The sequence below is a fragment of the Acinetobacter sp. ANC 4862 genome (genome assembly GCF_004336635.1).
Lineage (GTDB): Bacteria > Pseudomonadota > Gammaproteobacteria > Pseudomonadales > Moraxellaceae > Acinetobacter.
In genome coordinates this window covers 1-21,455 of record NZ_SJXH01000015.1, presented here as the reverse complement: position 1 = coordinate 21,455, position 21,455 = coordinate 1, and the positions used below count along the sequence as shown (strand labels likewise).

Genomic DNA, 21,455 nt, shown 5'->3' with positions numbered 1-21,455 from the left:
GATTTGGGTCTATTGATATTTCATAAATGGCTTGTGCTGTAGGCTCAAATTGAACAGATGAAGTGTCAATAAACCCAACTTGCATGTTTGTCAGTCTAAGAAAACTCTGATAAACACGCAAGCTAGCAATTGTGAAAATTCACATAAGCACTTTAGGCTTTGGATTGACTGCTTTGTGCTTCGCATTCACGGCGCACATCTTCAATGATTTTAAGCTCTTCAACACTAAACGGTTGTTCATCTTGCTGTTTTTTAAATGAAGGATCGAGCAACGATAAACGCTGACATAAGGTATTCATGCGTTTTTCATTGAGTTGGATTCGATCCAGCAAAACCCGCATGCCATCTAAAATAGGATCTGACTGATCTTGCGTTGCTGCATATGCCTGAAAACCAATACTTTCCGCGTAATCATGACGACGTGCTTCTTCAGCATCTTTCGGTTTGTCTTTGGTGATAAAGCGGGCTGGATTGCCAACAGCCGTAGTATCCGGTGGAACTTCTTTAGTCACCACTGCATTGGAACCGACTTTGGAGTTTTTACCGACAGTAAAAGGTCCAAGAATTTTTGCACCGGCACCCACCACCACACCATCTTCCAGGGTTGGATGACGTTTACCTTTATTCCAGGTGGTTCCGCCCAGCGTTACGCCGTGATAAAGCGTAACATCATCCCCAATTTCGGCAGTTTCACCAATCACCACACCCATGCCATGGTCGATAAAGAAACGGCGACCAATTTTCGCACCCGGGTGAATTTCAATGCCTGTGGCAAAACGGCTAAAAGAAGACAGCAGGCGAGCAGAGCCTTTACACTCTTTTTGCCAAAGTTCATGGGCAATACGGTGCATAATCAGCGCATGAATGCCGGGATAAGTGGTTAGAACTTCTAAGGTGTTTCGAGCTGCAGGATCGCGCGCGAATACAGCCTGTATGTCTTCTCTGAGCTGTTTAAGCATTAGGTTGATCCTCTGAAGAATCTGTTGTCTTGTTGTCTGTAGATTTTTTCCATTTACCACTATTCATGGCTTGTACACGAGTGAATATGCCACGAAGTAAATGATATTCCATACGGTCTAATTGTATACGTCCAAATAGACGACGCAAGCGTAAAGGCAATAAACGTGGATTTTTTGGATCCATAAATTCAATTTCTGCCAACATTTTTTCAATATGCGGGTAGAACTGTTCCATTTGTTCATGCGTGACCAAAGGTTCATCCCAGTGCATCGACTCGGTATCGGTCACTTGCATGGTTGCTTCTGGATCTTCCTGCTGTTCGGTCAATGCCATTGCCGCCATACGCATTTCATAGCAAATCACCTGAATGGCTTGAGCAACATTGAGTACGCCGTAATCGTCATTGACTGGAATGGTGACGTGATAATTGGCCATAGCCAGTTCTTCATTGGTCAGGCCACGGTCTTCACGACCAAATACAATCGCAATTTCCTGTTGATCTTTGACTACAGCATTCAGTGATTTTTCAGCGGCAGGGCGAGCATCCAGCAAAGGCCATGGAATGGTACGGCTACGGGCACTGGTACCAAAAACCAGATGGCAGTCTTTAATCGCATCTTCTAAAGTCGGTACAATTTCAATCTGCTCGATTAAATCTACTGCACCCGCAGCCAAAGCGTTAATGTCCGGATGCGGATAGGTTTTAGGTTCAACCAAGACAAGCTTGCATAAACCCATAGTTTTCATTGCACGTAAAGCACTACCGATATTCGCCGGCAAGGTGGTATTGACCATGACAATACGCACATGGGAGAGATGTGCTGAAACAACAGCATTGTCAACTTGACTCATAATGTGTCCGATTTGAATTTAAATATTTAAAAATTAAGAATATTGGTTGGCTTCAGCCTGATACAGATCCATCGCATCATCCATGCTGATATTGGCCGGTGGCGGTGCAATCTGGATGGATTTGCCCTGATGATGCGCAGCCTTGGCGGCTTTGGACTTCACTTGGTATTCAATATGAATGACATCTTTACCAAAATAATCACGCAATTTCGCCAGCAGTTCATCCTGCGGTGCAACTTTCCAATTCAGTCCCAAGTGAACTTCCGCAGAAGCATAGGGATAATCAATTTGTAATTGCATTGGAATATGATTGCACATATCGACATTACAAAATGGAAGCAGAATCTTTTGTAAATCCTGACTTAACGTTTTGGTCAGATGTTCATGATTCAGTTTGATCTGGATGCTATTGGCACGTTTCTGACGAATATCATTCAGACTGAACGCCTTGGTTAAACGTCCCATTGGACGGTCATAACCTTCACGTTCATAGATTTCGCCTTCAATCACCACCACACGGTCGGCTTGAATGACATCTTTAAAACGCTGGAAGCGTTCATGATTGGCAGAAACTTCTATACGTGCAGTACCATCATCCAAAGTTACCATCATCCGGTTCGGGAAGTTGGCAACATCCACAACCAGTCCGGCAAAGACCGTGGTGACTCCGCGACGTGTCGGGGTTAATTCATTAATTCGTACCGGAATAAAGGACTTTAACTCTGGACGATAGACATCAATTGGATGTCCGGTTAAATACAAGCCAAGCGTATCTTTTTCGCCTTTAAGACGGACTTCATCTGACCAAGGTTTTACCGGTTTGGATGGTTTGCGCTGAACTTCTTCAACTTCACCAAATAAATCCATAATCCCGGTTTCACGATTAGAGCGTGCTTGTTCGGCTGCTTGAACCGCTTCAGGCAATTGCGCCATGATGCTGGCACGATCAATGCCCAAGCAATCTAAAGCACCTGAACGGATGAGTGCTTCCAAAGTTCGTTTATTGATTTTTTTCAAATCAATACGATGGCAGAAATCGAATAAATCTTTGTAAGGACCATCCTGCAAACGTGAGTCAATCACGGATTGCATAGCTGCTTCACCCACGCCTTTAATTGCACCTAGACCATAAACAATGGTTTTTTCATCACTGGCATGGAACTGATAAAAAGACATGTTAATGGAAGGAGGGAACACTTCTAAGCCATTAATGCGGCAGTCATCAATCAAAAATACAATACTGTCGGTATTCTGCATTTCCGAAGTGAGTACCGCTGCCATAAATTCAGACGGATAATAGGCTTTTAACCATGCTGTCTGGTAAGCAACCAATGCATAAGCGGCGGCATGCGATTTGTTGAATCCGTAGCCTGCGAACTTTTCCATATAGTCAAAGATATGGTTGGCGGTGGCTTCATCAATGTCTTTTTTCGCAGCACCTTCAATAAAGATTTGACGCTGCTTGACCATTTCTTCTGGTTTCTTTTTACCCATGGCACGGCGTAGCATGTCCGCGCCACCGAGGGTATAACCGGCACAGTACTGTGCGGCTTGCATTACCTGTTCCTGGTAAACCATGATCCCGTAAGTCGGTTCAAGTACGCCTTCCAATAACGGATGCAAATATTCAAACTCGCCACCATGCATACGATGGATAAAGTCAGGAATAAGATCCATTGGACCCGGACGGTACAAGGATACGAAGGCAATAATTTCTTCGAACTTGCTTGGACGCGCCTCTTTCAGCATTTTTTTCATGCCGACGGATTCAAACTGGAAGATTGCCGTAGTATTGGCATTTGCGAAAATTGAATAGGCTTTGGCGTCGTCTAGCGGGATATGCGCAATATCCACGGTTTTTTCCGGCCCCACGCGTTTATTAATATTTTGAATCGCATCTTCAATTACGGTCAGGTTACGCAGACCCAAGAAGTCGAACTTGACCAGACCGGCTGATTCAACATCATCTTTATCGAATTGAGCGACGCGGTTGGTACCATCCGCATCACACATGACTGCTGAATAATCGGTGATTTTACCGGGTGCAATCACCACACCACCGGCATGTTTACCGGTATTACGGGTAATGCCTTCAAGTTTCAGCGCCATTTCCCAGATTTCAGCCGCATCATCATTATCCGGGTTAGACGGATTGGTGACGATATCTTTAAGCTGAGGTTCCATGTCGATGGCACCACGCAGGTCTACACCTAGGGGTTTTGTCGGGATCAACTTCGAGATACGGTCAGCAAGTCCGTAAGATTTACCCAGTACCCGCGCGACATCTCGGATGGCGCCTTTTGCCGCCATGGTACCGAAAGTGGCAATCTGTGATACTGCATCACGGCCATAATGACGGGCGACATAGTCAATAACCCGGTCACGACCTGCTATACAGAAGTCGATGTCAAAGTCGGGCATTGAGACACGTTCAGGGTTCAAGAAACGTTCGAACAGCAGGTCATAACGCAGTGGATCGAGATCGGTAATTTTCAGGCTATAGGCCACCAGTGAACCCGCACCTGAACCACGGCCCGGACCTACCGGTACGCCATTATTTTTAGACCATTGAATGAAGTCCATCACGATCAGGAAGTAGCCGGGGAACCCCATGTTCAGGATCGTCCCAATCTCGTAAGCTAGACGTTCATCGTATTTTTTACGAATTTCTGGCCAGTCTTCATCGCGTTTTTCAACGGGATAAAGAAAGTTCAAGCGTTCTTCCAAGCCTTGTTTAGAAATATGTTCAAAGAAGGTATCAATGGTATGACCTTCTGGAATGGGAAAGTCGGGAAGGTCATTGAAGCCTAAACGCAAGCTGACATTACAGCGTTTGGCAATGTGGTAGGTGTTTTCAATCGCTGTTGGAATGTCTGAAAACAGTTCAGTCATTTCCTCGGCAGTTTTGAAATATTGCTCAGGACTGTAAGAACGTGGGCGACGGTTATCGCCGAGGACATAGCCATCAGCAATACAGACACGGGCTTCATGCGCTTCATAGTCAGTTTGTGCAATAAAATGCACATCATTATGTGCCACGACACCAATATTGTATTTTTGAGCCAGCTTAACCGCTCCTGCAATGAAACTTTCTTCATCTGGTCGGTCGGTACGGGTCAGGGCCAAATACACCCGATTACCAAATTTTTCAATCCATTCTTCTAGCAGTGCTTCAGCTTTTTGCGGGTTGGATGAATTGAGCATTTTTCCGACATCACTATGCATGCCTAACAGCACGATGATGTCTTGATTCTGTTCAAGCACCCATTCTTTTTTTACGCAAGGAATATCAAGCTGTTGACCTTCAATAAAGCCACGCGAAACAATTTCGGTCAGGCTGCGCCAACCTTTGTTGGTCATGGAAAGCAGGGTTGCTTTATGGTCTGCATCATTCAGGCGAATCACACTGCCCAGAATCGGTTTAATGCCTTTATCCAGGCATTTTTTATAAAATTTAACTGCGGCATGCAAGTTGGACAGATCTGTTAATGCCAAAGCGGGCATTTCATCATTCACTGCAGCTTTCATAAGATCAGGTATACGTACGATCGATTCCGTAATTGAAAATTCTGTATGTATACCAAGATGAACAAAGTGCATAAATGAGTCCCTGCAAAAACTGACGGCTATTTTAGCATGCTCTGAATGTGGGAATGGCTTAATATTTACCAAATTTCAAGTAGATTTTTGATCATAATATTGGTTATAGCTGATGTTTTAATTGATAAAATCAAAAAATGGATTCTTTTTAAGCAGAATATTTTTGCCAAATAAAAACCCTCTAAGCGAGGGTTTTAAAGATTTAAGATGACCAGTATTTATCTTAACTTGGCGAGCCATTCACCCATGGTCTGAACAATTTGCACCAAGAGTAAAAGCACAATCACGGTTAAAATCACTACGCTGGTATCAAAGCGTTGATAGCCATATGAAATCGCCAAATCACCAATACCACCGGCACCCACTGCACCCGCCATTGCGGTTGCACCAATTAAGCTAATGGTCGCGGTGGTTAAATTCAAAATCAGTGAACTGCGCGATTCGGGCAAAATAAACTTGAAAATAATCTGTAAAGGCGTGGCACCCATGGCTTGAGCCGACTCGACAATTCCTTCATTCACTTCAAGCAATGAGGTTTCAATCAGGCGACCCATATACGGACCAATGTAGATGGTCAGGGGAACAATCGCTGCCCATGTACCAATTGAAGTCCCGACTAAAAATTTGGTTAAGGGAATCACTGCAATGAGCAGGATGATGAAAGGTAGCGAGCGGAGGGCATTCACAATCGGGTTGAGAATATGATAAACCGCACGATTGGGAAGAATGCCTTCAGGTCGAGTAACCAATAAGATAATCCCTTGGATAAAGCCCCAAATTCCGCCAAACAGCATCGCGAAGAACACCATGTGAAAGGTTTCTTGCAAAGCTGTAACAAACTGGTCAATCGACAGGGAACTCTGCCAAAATGGGGCAGTCAGTTCAGTCAACCATTGTACGATTAAATCTCTCATACCTGATCTCCTGAATGTTCAACTTTTACGCCATTTTGTTCTAAAAATTCAATTGCTTGTTGAATAATTGCCGGATCACCTAACAATTGGATAAACATCTGTCCAATTACGGTGCCATTAATTTCAGTCATGTTGGCAAACAGGATATTTAAACTGATATCAAACTTCTTAATCACCGCTTGTACCACAGTTTCTTGAGCAGATTTGCCTAAAAACTGCAGGCAATAAATACTGTTATGATTCTGATTTTCGAGGTTCTTTAAAATATTGACCGGTAACTGTTGCTGAAGCACCGTTTGAATAAAGTTTTTGGTGGTTGGATGTTGCGGCTGACTAAAAATATCGAGGGTTGAACCGGTTTCAATCACTTTACCTTGTTCCATCACCGCGACATAATCACAAACCGTTTCAATCACATCCATTTCATGGGTGACCATCACAATGGTGATGTTCTGTTCTTTATTGATTTTTTTGAGTAAGGCTAAAACAGATTTGGTGGTTTGCGGATCCAGTGCGGAAGTTGCTTCATCACAGAGTAAAATTTTAGGATGATTGGCAAGTGCGCGGGCAATACCGACACGTTGTTTCTGCCCACCCGAAAGCTCATCGGGGAAAGCATCTTTTTTATGTTTGAGGTCAATAAACTCAAGTAATTCGTTTAAGCGTTTTTCACGTTCAGCCTTACTTACACCCAAAAGCTTCAGTGGCATTTCAATATTTGCCGCAACAGTTTTGGTTTGTAACAGGTTAAAGTGCTGAAAGATCATACCGATGTTTGCACGTTCTTGACGTAATGAGCGTGCATCCAAAGCGGTAAAATCTTTTTGATTAATAATCACCTGACCTTCATTCGGCCGTTCCAATAAGTTAATCAAACGAATTAAGGTGCTTTTACCTGCGCCACTATAGCCAATAATGCCAAAAATACTGCCTTCTGGAATTTCCAAATTAATTTGGTCCAGAGCGCGGATGGTTTGACCTTTTAGCTGATAGTGCTTTGAAATGTTTTTAAATTCAATCATATCGTCAAAAACTAAGCAGAAAATAAAAAACAGGCAAAGTCACTTTGCCTGTTTGGTTTGAATGATTATATTACTATTTTGTTTCAGTTAGATAACTAATTGGTTTATTTACATCAACCTTAGTACCACCAAATTTTTCTTGCACATATTTGTTCACAGCTTCGGTGTGATACAACGCACCAACTTTTTGTAGTAAAGGATCATCTTTACGTGATTCAGCAGTCGCTAAAATGTTTACATTTAACTTGGTGCTTTGGTCTACTGGCTCATAATAGATTGAATCTTTCAGTACGTTTAAACCACCCTCAAGCGCAAGTGTATTGCCTAAAACAATCGCATCCACTTCATCTTTTACGCGAACAGCAGTCGCCATTTGAATCGGTTTAATCACGATTTTTTTAGCATTTTCAGTAATGTCGTTTGGAGTGCCTGTTGCAGGGTCAAAGTTGGCTTTAAGCTTTAACAGACCTGCAGATTGAAGAAGCAATAGGGCACGTGCTTCATTGGCTGCATCGTTTGGAATGGCAATGGTTGCACCATTGGCAAATTCTTCAACTTTTTTTACTTTACTTGAGTAGATACCCATTGGCTCAAGATAAGTAGTAGAAACCGGGGCAATCTTGTCTTTATTCGATGCATTGAATGCTACCAAATACGCATAAGACTGGAATGCATTGATATCAACTTCTTTGTTGGCAACAGCGGTATTCATAGCAACATAGTCAGTGAAGTTTTTCACTTCAAGTTTGATACCTGCTTTTTTGGTTTCAGGCAATGTCGCAATATAACGCCAGATGTCTGCATCTGAACCCGTTGATGCCATCACTACAGTTTGTTCTTTTGCTGTATCATTTTTTGCCGCGTCAGTTGCAGGTGCTTCTGGTTTAGAGCAACCTGCCAAACCAACAGTTAGGCCTAAAACAAGTCCAAGGAGCTTTTTCATGTGTTCATCCCAGGTAAATTTAATTTTGGCTTTAAATTTACGAATCATTTATTAGAGAGATTAAAATCAAGCTTGAATCAGTAAATACTGATTAATGTATACGACTTTAAATAGACCTGAAATTCAATGCAATCAGAGATCAGTCGCATAAGCAAATAAATGTAAAACTGTGAACAGCAAGTCGCTGTATTCAAAGCAGCTTTAATAATTCAAGCTATCTTTAAATTTGCATAATCATAACAATTTTTTGTTATGCATAATAGTGATTATAAATCTTACTCTTAGCTTTATTTTTCATAACAAAGATTAGGGTTTTAATAAAATAACTCATAAAACAATAGATTAAGTTTATTGAAATTAATAAAACTGATATTTAAGCGTTTTTTTCTTCTATATAAGATTTTTGAAAATACAAAGATGAAAAATGGATAAGTGAAAATTCTAAACTTCTTTTTTTATCTTAACGCTCTAGGTCTTTGTTCTTAGGGTTTTTATGAAGTGTTGTGGGATGAATTCAGGAAAAAACGGCATAGTGAGTTTATTAATGAAGCAATAATAGAGGTGAGAGGGGAAGCAAGTTTTTTATACGAAATATTGTTTCGAAGAGTTTGTGAATTATTCAGCAAATAAATGCTTTGAGAAATCAGCGAAAACTCAAAAAGATTATTTTTTAAACAAAGTTGTTAGCAATTTTCCAAGCTGGTCTTTTACTGTTTTTTAGGTCGATCTATTTTTTAAATATATGAAATACAAAGTATTTTTATAACAGATTTTTTTTAGTTATTTAAAAACATGAGCTTAAGCTTTATTTGAAGGTGGAAGTGTGGCTGACTAGGTTTTTAGTGTGAAATATGAACTTCTTGAAATCATAATTAGATTTTAAAACTAGTGAGCATAAAACATATTAAAAAAGCCCACGAAAATGTGGGCTTTTTAGGCTTAATCTATTCTTTAAAAGAATTAAGCATTTTCACGAGCAATCGCACGGTAACCAATATCTTTACGATATTGAACGCCGTCAAAAGTCACTTTTTCACAAAGCTCTAATGCTTTTGCTTGCGCTTCGCCAATCGTGTTGCCTAATGCTGTAACGCATAGAACACGACCGCCAGCAGTCACAACTTCGCCATTGGCATTGGTCGCTGTACCTGCATGGAATACTTTGGCATCTGTCATTTCGGTGTTTAAACCAGAAATCACATCATCTTTGCTAGAAGTTTCAGGGTAGCCTCTAGATGCCAGTACGATACCGACAGTCTTGCGCTCATCCCATTCAGCTTCCGCAGGTAAGTTACCCGCAATACCCGCTTCAACCAGATCCACCAAAGATGATTTTAAACGCATCATGATTGGCTGAGTTTCAGGGTCGCCAAAACGACAGTTGAATTCGATCACTTTCGGTTGACCTTGTTCATCAATCATCAAGCCTGCATATAAGAAACCTGTGTACACGTGACCATCTGCTTTCATGCCATCTACAGTTGGACGCATCACTTCTTTCATGACACGATCAAAAACTTCTGGGGTCACAACAGGAGCAGGAGAGTAAGCACCCATACCGCCAGTGTTCGGACCTTGGTCGCCTTCAAAAATGCGTTTGTGATCTTGTGAAGTTGCCATTGGCAGGATGTTGTCGCCATCAATCATACAAATGAAAGATGCTTCTTCACCTGCAAGGAATTCTTCGATGACTACGCGTGAACCGGCATCACCAAATTTGTTGCCGGCAAGCATGTCATCAATCGCATCAAATGCTTCTTGATTGGTCATGGCAACGATCACACCTTTACCTGCAGCAAGACCATCGGCCTTGATTACAATTGGTGCACCATTTTTCTCAACAAATGCTTTAGCAGCATTAACTTCCGTGAACACATCATAAAATGCTGTTGGAATATTGTGACGTTTCAAGAAATGTTTTGCGAAAGCTTTAGAGCCTTCTAATTGAGCCGCAAATTGAGTTGGACCCCAAACTTTCACATCAGCTGCACGGCATGCATCCACAACACCATTGACTAGTGGTGCTTCTGGACCAACAATGACTAAATCAACCGCATTATTTTTTGCAAAGTCGATAATTGCAGCATTGTCTAAAATGCTTAAATTTACATTTTCACATTTATTTTCAGTTGCTGTGCCTGCATTGCCCGGAGCAACAAAGACTTTCGCGACTTTATCGTCTTGCGCGATTTTCCATGCCAATGCATGTTCACGACCGCCATTACCCAAAACTAAAATATTCATCGGTTCATACTCCATGAATCGAAAATGACATAAAGTCCTCAGCCTGAAAAGGAGAGGACTTTATGCAAGATTTAAAAATCTGTTTTATTTGACATGAATGACGTTGTCATTACATTTTTAATCCATCAATTAGTGACGGAAATGACGCATGCCAGTGAATACCATTGCGATACCAGCTTCATCAGCTGCTGCAATGGTTTCTTCATCACGCATAGAACCACCCGGTTGGATAATGCATTTGATACCTGCTTTCGCAGCGTTATCAATACCATCACGGAATGGGAAGAATGCATCCGATGCCATTACAGCACCTTCAACCACTAGACCAGCATGTTCAGCTTTGATTGCAGCAATACGAGCAGAGTTTACGCGGCTCATTTGACCTGCGCCCACACCAATCGTTTGACGGTTTTTCGCATAAACAATTGCATTTGATTTCACGTATTTCGCTACTTTCCAAGCGAAGATCATGTCATCAATTTCTTGTTCAGTTGGCGCACGTTTGGTAACTACTTTAAGATCATCTTTAGTGATCATGCCCAAGTCTTGGTCTTGAACCAGTAAACCGCCATTTACGCGTTTATAATCAAGTTGCGATTGACGTGCATCAATAGCTGGAAGTTCGCCACATACAAGTACGCGTACGTTTTTCTTCGCGCCAGTCACTTCAAGTACGCCATCAGCAATACTTGGTGCAATGATCACTTCAACGAATTGACGATCAACAATGGCTTGTGCAGTTGCTACGTCTAATTCACGGTTGAATGCAATGATGCCGCCGAATGCAGATTCAGGATCTGTTGCATATGCAAGATCATAAGCCGCTTGAATGCCGTCTAAAGATACTGCAACGCCACATGGGTTAGCATGTTTAACAATCACACAAGCAGGTTTCGAGAATGATTTAACACATTCAAGCGCTGCATCTGTATCTGCAATGTTGTTATAAGAAAGTTCTTTACCTTGAAGTTGTTTCGCAGTTGAAACAGAAGCTTCAGTTGCAGTACTTTCTACATAGAATGCAGCAGATTGATGCGGGTTTTCACCGTAACGCAAATCTTGTGCTTTGTTCAATTGAGTGTTGAAAGTGCGGGCAAATTTGTCTGCCTGACCTTCTTCTTTACCTACGCGAGCGCCAAGGTAAGAAGCGATCATGCCATCGTATTGCGCAGTATGTTCAAATGCTTTAACTGCCAAGTCGAAACGAGTTTCATAAGATAACGCACCGTTTGCTTTCATTTCAGCAATTACAGTGTCGTAGTCAGAAGCATTAACCACAATACCTACAGAGGCATGGTTTTTCGCAGCAGCACGAACCATCGTCGGACCACCGATGTCGATGTTTTCAATCGCATCAGCCAATGAACAGTTCGGTTTAGCAACGGTTGCAGCAAACGGATAAAGGTTAACAACCACTAAATCGATGGCATCGATGTTGTGTTCTTGCATTACCGCTTCATCTAGACCACGGCGAGCTAAGATACCCCCATGAATTTTTGGATGGAGTGTTTTAACACGACCATCCATCATTTCCGGGAACCCAGTGTGCTCTGAAACTTCCACTACAGCGATATTGTTGTCTTTAAGCAACTTATAGGTACCGCCAGTAGATAAAATTTCTACCCCAAGAGCCACGAGGTTTTTAGCAAATTCAACGATCCCTGATTTATCAGATACAGAGATTAAAGCGCGTTTAATAGTCATGATTTTCGTCAACAATATTAAAGGTCTAGATTAAAACAGCAGGCAAAATATAAGATAAAAAAAATGCCCACGGTAACCGTGAGCATTTTATCATTTATTCACTCATTAAACCGTGAGCTTTCAACTTTTTACGTAAAGTACCACGGTTCAATCCGAGAATCTCAGCAGCGCGTGTCTGGTTACCACGCGTATATTCTAGAACTACAGATAGAAGAGGTTTCTCCATTTCTGCCAGCACCATGTCATATACCTGAGAAGGTTGCTCGCCTTGCAATTGTGCAAAATAATGGCGAACTGCGCGATCTACGTGAATACGAAGAGCGACATCAGATTGTGCAGTAAAAATAGGAGATTTGCTATTCATGCGAATTAATCCGAAAAATCAAATATCACTTGGGTAAAGGGATATATAAAAGTGGTCTAAAATTTAAATTCCGTTTTAGGTCCTAAAACGGAAGTTCTAAAAACTTGTACATTTAGCTTGCCACAACTCGACGTTTTTGATCGAAAATTAAGCGTAACAATAGTTTAATATTTGTTACCGACCAAAATCAAAACAAAAAAATCTACTCAATACGCATTATCAGGATAAAGCGCATATAAGCTAAACTATAATTGTTGTGAAAATAGTGAGGAGTTTGCAGCACAAAGCTTTCGTGGCGCGTATGATAGCATTGTCTAAGAAAAAGTGAGCAAGAAAACTGCATTTTTTTTACATTTTTTTGCGTTTTTTAATAGTTTTTTTCAATATTAAGGTCGAATTATTTCCAAACTATAGGTATCAAAGCTTTTACGTTCCACAGGAAGGCTAAACTTAAATTTAAAAGGACTATTTTGTGGAATTCGTTGTATTCCTGTAAGGCTGTCAATCAAATATTCAGAAGGCTGGAAAGAATAAGAAGAAATAATTTCTCCATTATCTTTTAAATTCACCTTGATAATCGGCAGGGCTAAACTTTTGGAATGGTAGTTGATGAGCTCACCGGTAAATTGGGTCTCTTTCTTCGAAATTTTTTTTATTTTAACTTTATTGGTTGATATAAGGCGATAATTCTGTTCCATCGCAGAACACTTGAATGTCTGGCATGCGGTATTAAATAAAGCACTAAACACAGGACTATTGTTTAAAATTTTCGGGTTAAACCAAAAAAACTGAAAAATAAGTAAACTAATCAAACATAAATTTACAACACCCCATAAAACATAGTTCCAGGAGCTTTTTTTGTCCTCTTGTTCTGATTTTTCAGACCAATTAAGAGCAGGGTAAGTTCCAATCGGTTCTGTGCTGAAATAATTTAAATTGTTGAGATAGGTTTTTAAATCAATATTGGAATTTTCTACTTTCCGATCGAAAATATCTAGTAAATGTTGTTCTGGGTGCTGATCTGCCATAAAGGTCGCAGCGCTCGTCTCATTGGATTGAGGTTTTTTATTGTCAAGATTTGAAGAGGGAGTCGATGTAGTAGAAGAAGATTGCTCTTTTTCTACTACAAGATGCGTTAACGCATTAAAATTTGTCGAACATTTTGCGCAACAAACCATGCCGCTAGCAACTGTCAGTTGAGCCACGGAGACTTTATACTTGGTAAAACAGTTCGGGCAGTAGGTTTGTTTTTCGCTCATAGTCTATTCAAAATTTTAATGGGTCGTTTGGCGTTTTCCCGAAATTCGGCACCAATGTTTTTCGCGTTTTTCGACTTCGAGTATATCAAAAAACTCAGAATAAACACTAGAAACATCAGCAACTTGCTCTTCTAATATGCCAGCAAGTGCGAACTCTCCCTCAGATTTAATTAAAGTTGCGAATTCAGGCGCAAGTGCCATGAGCGGGCCGGCAAGAATGTTTGCGACAAATACATCTGCTTTTTGAGTTTTAAACTCTTCATTGAATTCATCCGGCAAACCAACAAATAAGTTCTCTAGTACACCATTCAATTCAGCATTTTGTTGGGTAGCTAAAACAGCTTGAGGGTCAATATCCGTGGCATATACTTTTTTGGCACCTAATAAGAGTGCAGCAACGCCTAAAATGCCTGAACCACAACCATAATCGATGACAATTTTATCTTTAACATCAGTTTTACCGAGCCATTGTAAGCACAAGAAAGTACTTGCATGGTTACCGGTACCAAATGCCAAACCTGGATCTAGTTTAAGATTCACAGCCTCTGGATCAGGTGATTCCATCCATTCAGGTACGATCCAGAATTTATCCGCGATTTGAATCGGCTCGTACGCATCCATCCAGGTACGTTCCCATTCTTGGTCTTCAAGAAATTCATGGCGTAATGGCGCTTCAGGCATTTGTGCTGTAATAAATGTCTTTAAAGCATCAACATCAATTTCTTCGCCTTCTTCTTGGGCATAGATGCCAGTCACAATGACTTTATTCCAAAGTGGAGTTTCACCTGGAAGTGGTTCAAGTAAGTCCTGATTTTCAGCATCATCTAAAGTTACGCTAACGGCACCTAATGAACTGAGTAGGGTTTCAGTAAAATCGACTTGAGCTTGATCAACGGTAATATGAATTTGTAACCACTTCACGGAGATAACCTAAATTTGTGTTTTTAAAAATAGCATTGTAACGGAACTCAGGCTTAAACAACTATATATTGATAAAAACTATCCTGAAAATAAAAGGACGTATATGAACCAGTCTTTTATTTGAACCCAATGAATTAATTCGCTACGGCATGTGGCTGGGGTGCGAATTTATTGAGTAACATGCCAAATGCAGCGGCAAAAACATACATGAAAATTGAATACACTGCAGCAGGCATAGCAATGGTAGAGCTTGCCATGATGGTAAGGGCAATCGTCATGGCAAGTGTGCTGTTATGAATGCCAATTTCAAAGGCACAGGCACGTGCTTGAGCGTTATGAATACCCAGCAAGCGCGGTACAAAATAACCAATCATCAAGCTACATAAACAGAATAAAACCGTCGCCAAGCCTACTTGCGCTAAATAGTCCAAAATTTGATGACGTTCTTTCGCGACTGCACCAATAATAATGAGCACCAGAAAGCTCACCGCAAAAATACGTAGCGGTTTATTCAGTTTTGCCGTGAAGTGGGGCGCATAGTGTCGAATCAGCATGCCAATACAGACGGGGATGATAATAATGGCAAACACTTGCAGTATTTTGCCAAGTTGCAAACTAATTTGTTGTCCATCATTCATAAAGTATTGAATGGAAAAATTGACAATAAAAGGCAGGGTAAAAGCGGCAATCACTGAATTGATCGCGGTTAAAGTGATGTTTAGGGCAATATCACCTTTAAAAAGATAACTAAACAGGTTGGCTGTACTTCCGCCGGGGGATGCGGCAAGTAGCATTAAGCCTACAGCAAGAAGGGGCGAAAGTGCTAAAACTTTACAAATGATAAATGCAATGCTGACTAAAACAACCAATTGGCAAAACAGGGCAATGAAAACGACCTTGGGTTGCTGGGTTACGCGGGCAAAATCTTTAAGTGTGAGCTCCAGCCCTAAACCAATCATAATGATGGCAAGTGCTAAAGGTAATAAAATAGTGATGATTCCTGAATCCATTCGAAATCTCCTTTTCTTTGTTCGTTCTTTTTTTGATTAGACTAAGTTTTCTTGTACTGATTTTTACTAAATTGAATACTACTAAGTGTATAGCGGATAAATAAAGAATATGGAATAGCGAGAATTGACCGTTGATCAGTGCAACTCTAATTGCCTGAAGTTGCTTTAATCTTTCTGGGTGGGCTGAAAGTAATTGAGCGGTGGAATTATTATTTTACTTAGATCTGATTCATATTACAGGGTATGCCTAAGGGATCAATTGCAGCTATGAATCAGATATTTATTTAATCATTGAGGATTTTGGGATTTTCTTCTTTAAGTACAACTGGGCGTCTTGTTAAAATATAGCCAAATATAAAAGCAAAAACATACATAAAAATAGAATAGATGCCTGCAGGTAAGGCGATGGTGGTACTAGATAATACGGACAGTGCAATCGTCATTGCAACTGAGGTGTTATGAATGCCGATCTCAAAGGTACATGCACGTACTTGTCTATCAGATACCCCCGCCAGATGCGGTATAAGATAGCCAACCAATAAACTGGTAAAACAAAAAAGTGCAGTTGCAAGTCCAATATCGGCAAAATATTCAACGATGTTTAAACGTTCTCTATATAAGGCATAAAAGAAAATTAAGAATAAAAACAGTACGGAAAATAATCGCATGGGTCTATTTAGTCTTAACGCAATGTTGGGTGCAATTGAACGAATAAACATTCCCAAACAAACCGGGATGAAAACAATTAAAAATACTTGGGTGATTTTTTCAGTCGGCATCCCAATTTTTGGATGCTCACCTAGAAAATAACGAATCGACAGATTTACGATAAAAGGTAGCGTAAAAGTACAAATCAGGGAGTTGATCGTGGTGAGAGTGAGATTAAGTGCCACATCACCTTTGAAAAGATAGCTGATTAAATTTGCAGTTGGCCCGCCTGGTGAAGCGGCAAGTAGCATCAGGCCCACGGCTAAAAGCGGTGGAAGTTTTAACAGGATACAGATTAAAAACGCGATCAGGACCAGAACGATCAATTGTGTAAATAGAGCTAGAAAAATAACTTTAGGATGGCGTTGTACGCGAAGAAAATCTTTAACCGTAAGTTCTAGCCCTAATCCAGTCATCATGATGGCAAGCGCTATAGGTAAAAAAAAAGTAAATAGCCCCGAATCCATGGAATATCCTTTTTATATTTTTATCCTTAATATGTTTTGAGTTTAAACAAGTTTGTTAAATTAGCAATATGCAAAACGGGTAAAAGTAATCCTTTTACCCGTTAATAATTTGAATAAAATGAGTGTTTTATACTCATTGTTGAGACGGAAGTTTAGGTTGGGGTTACATTTGTGGTTGAGTTTGCATTTGATGTTGCATAGGGGGTGGAGACTGCATTTGGGGTTGCATTTGTGGCTCAGATTGCATTGGAGATTGCATTTGTGGCTCAGACTGCATTGGAGGTTGCGAAGTAGGTCGAGGTGCCATAAATCCTAAAGCACATTTACCTTTCATCTCAGTACCATTTACAGTTGCCATTTTAGCATTCATATCTCCACTACATGCATTCATCAACTCTGCTTCATCTCCACTCACTGAAGCATTTTTGCCGGAAGGGAAGAATTGAGGTTCACAAGTACCATTCCAGATAATACCGCGATATGCAAAACTGACTGGCGCACCTTGGCTCTTACCTTTACACACCTTTTGGTATCTTTGAGCATCATATACTTTTTCGACTTTATCATTTGCTGAGGCTGCAAATGGTGCGAGACATAAACCACAGAGGATGGATGAGAGCAGGAAATTCTTATTCATCTTTTATACCTTATTTGTAATGTAACCAACCTATAGCTTAAAAAACAACCAGAATAAAACAATGCCAATCACGTAAATTTTTGCCAACTAAGTGTTTTGTTTCTATAGTAAATCTGCAAAGCATGATTACATTTCAGCTTTTTATGCCGAGCTTAGCAATCCTGTCTTCATTGATAAAATCAACTTATTTTGTCAACTTATCTTTCCAAGTTTTGATATAATACTCCGTCATTCTTTTTTATCTCTCAAACCATTATGCATTATCCTAAAGTTTACGATGTCATTGTTATCGGTGGCGGTCACGCAGGTACCGAAGCAGCACTTGCTGCAGCGCGTATGGGTCGCCAGACTTTGCTCTTAACTCATAACATTGAGACTTTAGGGCAGATGAGCTGTAATCCTGCCATCGGTGGTATTGGTAAATCGCATTTAGTCCGTGAAATTGATGCTTTAGGCGGTGCCATGGCACTTGCTGCCGACAAAGGCGGTATTCAATTCCGTATTTTAAACTCACGTAAAGGTGCAGCAGTACGTGCAACACGTGCGCAAGCAGACCGTGTTCGTTTTAAAGCTGCGATTCGTGAAACTCTAGAAAATCAAGCCAATTTAGATATTTTCCAGCAAGCAGCTGATGATTTGATTGTGGAAGGCGATACCGTTAAAGGTGTTGTGACTCAAATTGGTATTCGCTTTGATGCGAAAACGGTTGTATTGACGACGGGTACCTTCCTGGGTGGTGTGATCCATGTCGGACTTGAAAAATCTAGCGGTGGTCGTGCGGGTGATCCGCCATCAATTTCGTTGGCTGCGCGTTTACGTGAATTGAATTTACCAGTCGGACGCTTAAAAACAGGTACACCGCCACGTATTGATGCACGTTCAGTGGATTTCTCGGTGATGACGCCGCAGCCGGGTGATTTCCCATCTCCGACCATGTCATTCATGGGCGATGCATCTATGCATCCGGAACAAGTGAACTGCTATATCACGCATACCAATGAACGTACGCACGAAATCATCCGTGGCGGTTTAGACCGTTCACCGATGTATACAGGTAAAATTGAAGGTGTGGGTCCACGTTATTGCCCATCAATTGAAGATAAAATCCATAAATTTGCCGATAAAAATTCTCACCAGGTATTCCTTGAGCCAGAAGGCTTAGATACGCATGAACTTTATCCAAATGGTATTTCGACTTCTTTACCATTCGATGTGCAGTTTGAATTGGTTCGTTCAATCCGTGGTATGGAGAATGCGCACATTCTTCGTCCGGGTTATGCCATCGAATATGATTACTTCAATCCACAAGCATTGAAATTTTCGCTTGAAACTAAAGCGATCAATAATTTGTACTTTGCCGGTCAAATTAACGGTACCACCGGTTATGAAGAAGCCGGTGCACAAGGTTTGCTTGCAGGCTTGAACGCAGCACGCCGTGCTTGGGATCAAGAACAATGGTCACCAAAACGTGATGAAGCATATATGGGTGTGCTTGTCGATGACTTGATTACACTCGGGACTAAAGAACCGTACCGTATGTTTACCTCACGTGCCGAATACCGTTTGATGTTGCGTGAAGACAATGCCGACCAACGTTTAACTGCAATTGGCCGTGAAATGGGCTTGGTTGATGATACGCGTTGGGCAGCTTACTGTGAAAAAATGGAAGCCGTTGAGAAAGAAACCGGTCGTTTACAGCACTTATGGGCTGCACCAAATAATCCAATGGGTAAAAAATTCGTTGAGATGACGGGTGCGGATTTAAGTAAAGAATGTAGTGCGATTGATTTGCTTAAACGTCCAAATATCAGTTTTGCTCAAATTGCAGAATTAACCAATTCTGAAGTGACGCCATTTGTCGGTGAGCAAATTGAAATTGCAGTGAAATATGCCGGTTACATCAACCGTCAACATGAAGATGTTGCGCAAATGAAGCGTCTGGAAGAAACACGTATTCCTGCCGATTTTGACTATGACATTGTTTCTGGTTTATCTCGTGAAATTACCTTGAAGTTGAAAGAGGTACGTCCTGAAACTTTGGCGCAAGCCAGCCGTATTCCAGGTGTTACACCTGCTGCGGTACAGCTCGTCATGATTACCATTCGTAAGAATGCACAAGCTAAAAAATCTGCTTAAGATTTTAAAGTTAAAAAGCCCGTGAAATGCGGGCTTTTTTATCGCCTAATTTTCATGAATCAATTCTGACTATGATTTCATCATTAATAACTACTATAAATATAAGTATTTGAAAATAAATTAAAATTAATACAATTAATATTTAAAAAGTCTATTTGTTTAATCTTTTAAGTCTAATTTGATAGCTCTTTACTATTTTAAAGCCATGAAATCCGACTATTGTCGTGGTATTTCTATCGAACGATTGCACAGAGAATAGTGAGATGAATCGTTATTGTAAAAACGATTTGTATACTATTGATGGAGATCAATCATGGCACAAACACACACAGGGAAACTACAAAAAATCTTAACGATATTTTTGTGTTTTTGGGTCGCATTTTTTGAAGGTTTCGATCTTCAAGCACCGGGTATAGCCGCTAAAGGAATTGCAGCGACATTCGGTTTGGATCAAGTTCAGATGGGCTATGTCTTTAGTTTAGGCGTATTTGGAATGCTGTTTGGCGCATTCTTTGGTGGGCGTATTGCTGACTATTTGGGACAAAAGAAAGTCCTGATGTTATCTATTGGTATTTTTGGTATTTTCATGTCGCTGACTGCAATTGCGCCAAGCGTCGAAGTTTTATATGCAGCACGTTTCTTTACTGGACTTGGGCTGGGGGCAGCAATGCCGACCATGATTTCAGTGGTGGGTGATGAAGCGACGGAAGCCAATCGTGGCAAGTTAAATAGCTTGATGTATTGTGGTTTACCTGTAGGCGCGATCTTTGTTGCCGGTCTGGCAATTTTATTGCCTGAGATTCAATGGCAAACCTTGTTCCTGATTGGTGGCTTAACGCCCTTAGCGCTTATTCCATGTATGGCGTTTATTTTAAAAGACAAGCCAAAAATGGCTGCTGTCGTTCAGATGCCTACTGAATCTGTTCCAGGAATGGCACAAGTATTATTTAAAAACCAGCAGTATAAGAACACTTTGCCACTTTGGGTGGGTTTTTTCTTTACCCTGATGATCAATTATATTTTGATTAGCTGGTTGCCTAACTTGTTGATGGAACAAGGGCTGTCTAAGCAAGAAGCATTCAGCATTATGCTGATTTTCCAAGTCGGTGCTGTGATAGGTACCCTAGGTTTGGGTTACTTGCTGGATCGTTTAAAACTCTGGCAGATGGCAGTGATTATTTATAGTGGTTTATTTGTTGCCTTGAGTCTGTTATTCACGACAACCTCTATTCCAATGTTGGTTCTGGCGGGTGTAATGGGCGGGATCTTCTCAACCGGGGGGCAGTCGATTCTGTACGGTATTTCGCCAATCTTCTATTCGGGTGCAGGTAAGGTGACCGGTGTGGGCAGCGCGATTTCTCTGGGACGTTTGGGTGCAATGACTGGACCATTACTTACCGGAAAAATCTTGGCACTCGGTTTGGGAACCACCGGTATTTTAGTGGCGAGTTTACCGGCAGTAGTCATTTCGGCTGTGGCGGTCACTGCGTTATCGCGTTATAAATCTGCGCATAAATAAAATCCTGATCTTAAAAAATATGAGCTTTAAAACATGATTTAAAAAAGGGAATCTTCAGATCACTGCTGTCCCATAGTTTGATTTAAATAAAAAAACCTGAGTCCGAACAGTTAAAATATGAGTGCAAACAAACACTTTAACGACCAGGATTCAGGTTTTGTCACATCAGAATACCGTATTTCATCAGTTAATTAA

Annotated in this window: 15 protein-coding genes and 1 pseudogene; 2 read left to right on the top strand and 14 right to left on the bottom strand. The window is 40.9% G+C overall.

Annotated elements, in window-relative coordinates; translation table 11 throughout:
• Positions 1 to 152: 152 nt before the first annotated feature.
• The 14 genes and pseudogenes from cysE to E0409_RS08260 form a co-directional block, all read right to left on the bottom strand.
• The gene (gene cysE, locus E0409_RS08325) at positions 153 to 959 is read right to left on the bottom strand and encodes a serine O-acetyltransferase (RefSeq protein WP_252151788.1); all 807 of its coding nucleotides are present in this window, start codon (positions 957 to 959) and stop codon (positions 153 to 155) included.
• Positions 952 to 1,812, bottom strand: a complete 861-nt coding sequence (locus E0409_RS08320; protein ID WP_131289621.1) for an RNA methyltransferase — start codon at positions 1,810 to 1,812, stop codon at positions 952 to 954. The genes cysE and E0409_RS08320 overlap by 8 nt, the downstream gene beginning before the upstream one ends.
• Before the next feature lie 33 nt (positions 1,813 to 1,845).
• Positions 1,846 to 5,412, bottom strand: coding sequence for a DNA polymerase III subunit alpha (gene dnaE / locus E0409_RS08315; RefSeq protein ID WP_131289619.1), 3,567 nt, complete (start codon positions 5,410 to 5,412; stop codon positions 1,846 to 1,848).
• 218 nt (positions 5,413 to 5,630) lie between these two features.
• Positions 5,631 to 6,326, bottom strand: a complete 696-nt coding sequence (locus E0409_RS08310; protein ID WP_131289617.1) for a methionine ABC transporter permease — start codon at positions 6,324 to 6,326, stop codon at positions 5,631 to 5,633.
• Entirely contained in the window at positions 6,323 to 7,348 is a 1,026-nt protein-coding gene (locus E0409_RS08305) for a methionine ABC transporter ATP-binding protein (protein WP_131289615.1), read from the bottom strand. The genes E0409_RS08310 and E0409_RS08305 overlap by 4 nt, the downstream gene beginning before the upstream one ends.
• A 73-nt stretch (positions 7,349 to 7,421) precedes the next feature.
• Positions 7,422 to 8,291 carry a MetQ/NlpA family ABC transporter substrate-binding protein gene (locus E0409_RS08300; protein ID WP_131289613.1) on the bottom strand — a complete coding sequence of 290 codons (870 nt, stop codon included), beginning with the start codon at positions 8,289 to 8,291 and terminating at the stop codon, positions 7,422 to 7,424.
• A 960-nt stretch (positions 8,292 to 9,251) separates the two neighbouring features.
• Positions 9,252 to 10,535: a phosphoribosylamine--glycine ligase gene (gene purD / locus E0409_RS08295; RefSeq protein ID WP_131289611.1), complete on the bottom strand. Its 1,284-nt coding sequence runs from the start codon at positions 10,533 to 10,535 to the stop codon at positions 9,252 to 9,254.
• A gap of 129 nt (positions 10,536 to 10,664) precedes the next feature.
• Positions 10,665 to 12,239 carry a bifunctional phosphoribosylaminoimidazolecarboxamide formyltransferase/IMP cyclohydrolase gene (gene purH, locus E0409_RS08290; protein ID WP_131289609.1) on the bottom strand — a complete coding sequence of 525 codons (1,575 nt, stop codon included), beginning with the start codon at positions 12,237 to 12,239 and terminating at the stop codon, positions 10,665 to 10,667.
• Positions 12,240 to 12,333: 94 nt separating this feature from the next.
• A complete protein-coding gene (gene fis / locus E0409_RS08285) occupies positions 12,334 to 12,603 on the bottom strand; it encodes a DNA-binding transcriptional regulator Fis (RefSeq protein WP_001086304.1) in 270 nt (89 codons plus the stop codon).
• A gap of 386 nt (positions 12,604 to 12,989) precedes the next feature.
• Positions 12,990 to 13,862, bottom strand: a complete 873-nt coding sequence (locus E0409_RS08280; RefSeq protein WP_131289607.1) for a DUF3426 domain-containing protein — start codon at positions 13,860 to 13,862, stop codon at positions 12,990 to 12,992.
• A 15-nt stretch (positions 13,863 to 13,877) separates the two neighbouring features.
• A complete protein-coding gene (gene prmA, locus E0409_RS08275; RefSeq protein ID WP_131289605.1) occupies positions 13,878 to 14,783 on the bottom strand; it encodes a 50S ribosomal protein L11 methyltransferase in 906 nt (301 codons plus the stop codon).
• A gap of 134 nt (positions 14,784 to 14,917) precedes the next feature.
• A complete protein-coding gene (locus E0409_RS08270; RefSeq protein ID WP_131289603.1) occupies positions 14,918 to 15,793 on the bottom strand; it encodes a bile acid:sodium symporter family protein in 876 nt (291 codons plus the stop codon).
• Between the two features lie 284 nt (positions 15,794 to 16,077).
• Positions 16,078 to 16,968, bottom strand: coding sequence for a bile acid:sodium symporter family protein (locus tag E0409_RS08265; protein ID WP_131289601.1), 891 nt, complete (start codon positions 16,966 to 16,968; stop codon positions 16,078 to 16,080).
• A 292-nt stretch (positions 16,969 to 17,260) separates the two neighbouring features.
• Positions 17,261 to 17,605 (bottom strand): annotated as a pseudogene (locus tag E0409_RS08260) (hypothetical protein); the annotation flags it as partial.
• 255 nt (positions 17,606 to 17,860) lie between these two features.
• Between E0409_RS08260 and mnmG the strand changes: the two are divergent.
• Both mnmG and mhpT read left to right on the top strand, forming a co-directional pair.
• Positions 17,861 to 19,741, top strand: a complete 1,881-nt coding sequence (mnmG, locus tag E0409_RS08255) for a tRNA uridine-5-carboxymethylaminomethyl(34) synthesis enzyme MnmG (protein WP_131289597.1) — start codon at positions 17,861 to 17,863, stop codon at positions 19,739 to 19,741.
• Positions 19,742 to 20,054: 313 nt separating this feature from the next.
• Positions 20,055 to 21,260, top strand: coding sequence for a 3-(3-hydroxy-phenyl)propionate transporter MhpT (gene mhpT, locus E0409_RS08250; protein WP_131289595.1), 1,206 nt, complete (start codon positions 20,055 to 20,057; stop codon positions 21,258 to 21,260).
• Positions 21,261 to 21,455 lie beyond the last annotated feature (195 nt).

Bases quoted from the DNA above. Each gene is read 5' to 3' on its own strand.
- E0409_RS08305 (WP_131289615.1), bottom strand. From the start codon at position 7,348: ATGATTGAATTTAAAAACATTTCAAAGCACTATCAGCTAAAAGGTCAA.
- E0409_RS08280 (WP_131289607.1), bottom strand. From the start codon at position 13,862: ATGAGCGAAAAACAAACCTACTGCCCGAACTGTTTTACCAAGTATAAA.
- purD (WP_131289611.1), bottom strand. From the start codon at position 10,535: ATGAATATTTTAGTTTTGGGTAATGGCGGTCGTGAACATGCATTGGCA.
- fis (WP_001086304.1), bottom strand. From the start codon at position 12,603: ATGAATAGCAAATCTCCTATTTTTACTGCACAATCTGATGTCGCTCTT.
- cysE (WP_252151788.1), bottom strand. From the start codon at position 959: ATGCTTAAACAGCTCAGAGAAGACATACAGGCTGTATTCGCGCGCGAT.
- purH (WP_131289609.1), bottom strand. From the start codon at position 12,239: ATGACTATTAAACGCGCTTTAATCTCTGTATCTGATAAATCAGGGATC.
- E0409_RS08300 (WP_131289613.1), bottom strand. From the start codon at position 8,291: ATGAAAAAGCTCCTTGGACTTGTTTTAGGCCTAACTGTTGGTTTGGCA.
- dnaE (WP_131289619.1), bottom strand. From the start codon at position 5,412: ATGCACTTTGTTCATCTTGGTATACATACAGAATTTTCAATTACGGAA.
- E0409_RS08265 (WP_131289601.1), bottom strand. From the start codon at position 16,968: ATGGATTCGGGGCTATTTACTTTTTTTTTACCTATAGCGCTTGCCATC.
- mhpT (WP_131289595.1), top strand. From the start codon at position 20,055: ATGGCACAAACACACACAGGGAAACTACAAAAAATCTTAACGATATTT.
- E0409_RS08310 (WP_131289617.1), bottom strand. From the start codon at position 6,326: ATGAGAGATTTAATCGTACAATGGTTGACTGAACTGACTGCCCCATTT.
- E0409_RS08270 (WP_131289603.1), bottom strand. From the start codon at position 15,793: ATGGATTCAGGAATCATCACTATTTTATTACCTTTAGCACTTGCCATC.
- mnmG (WP_131289597.1), top strand. From the start codon at position 17,861: ATGCATTATCCTAAAGTTTACGATGTCATTGTTATCGGTGGCGGTCAC.
- E0409_RS08320 (WP_131289621.1), bottom strand. From the start codon at position 1,812: ATGAGTCAAGTTGACAATGCTGTTGTTTCAGCACATCTCTCCCATGTG.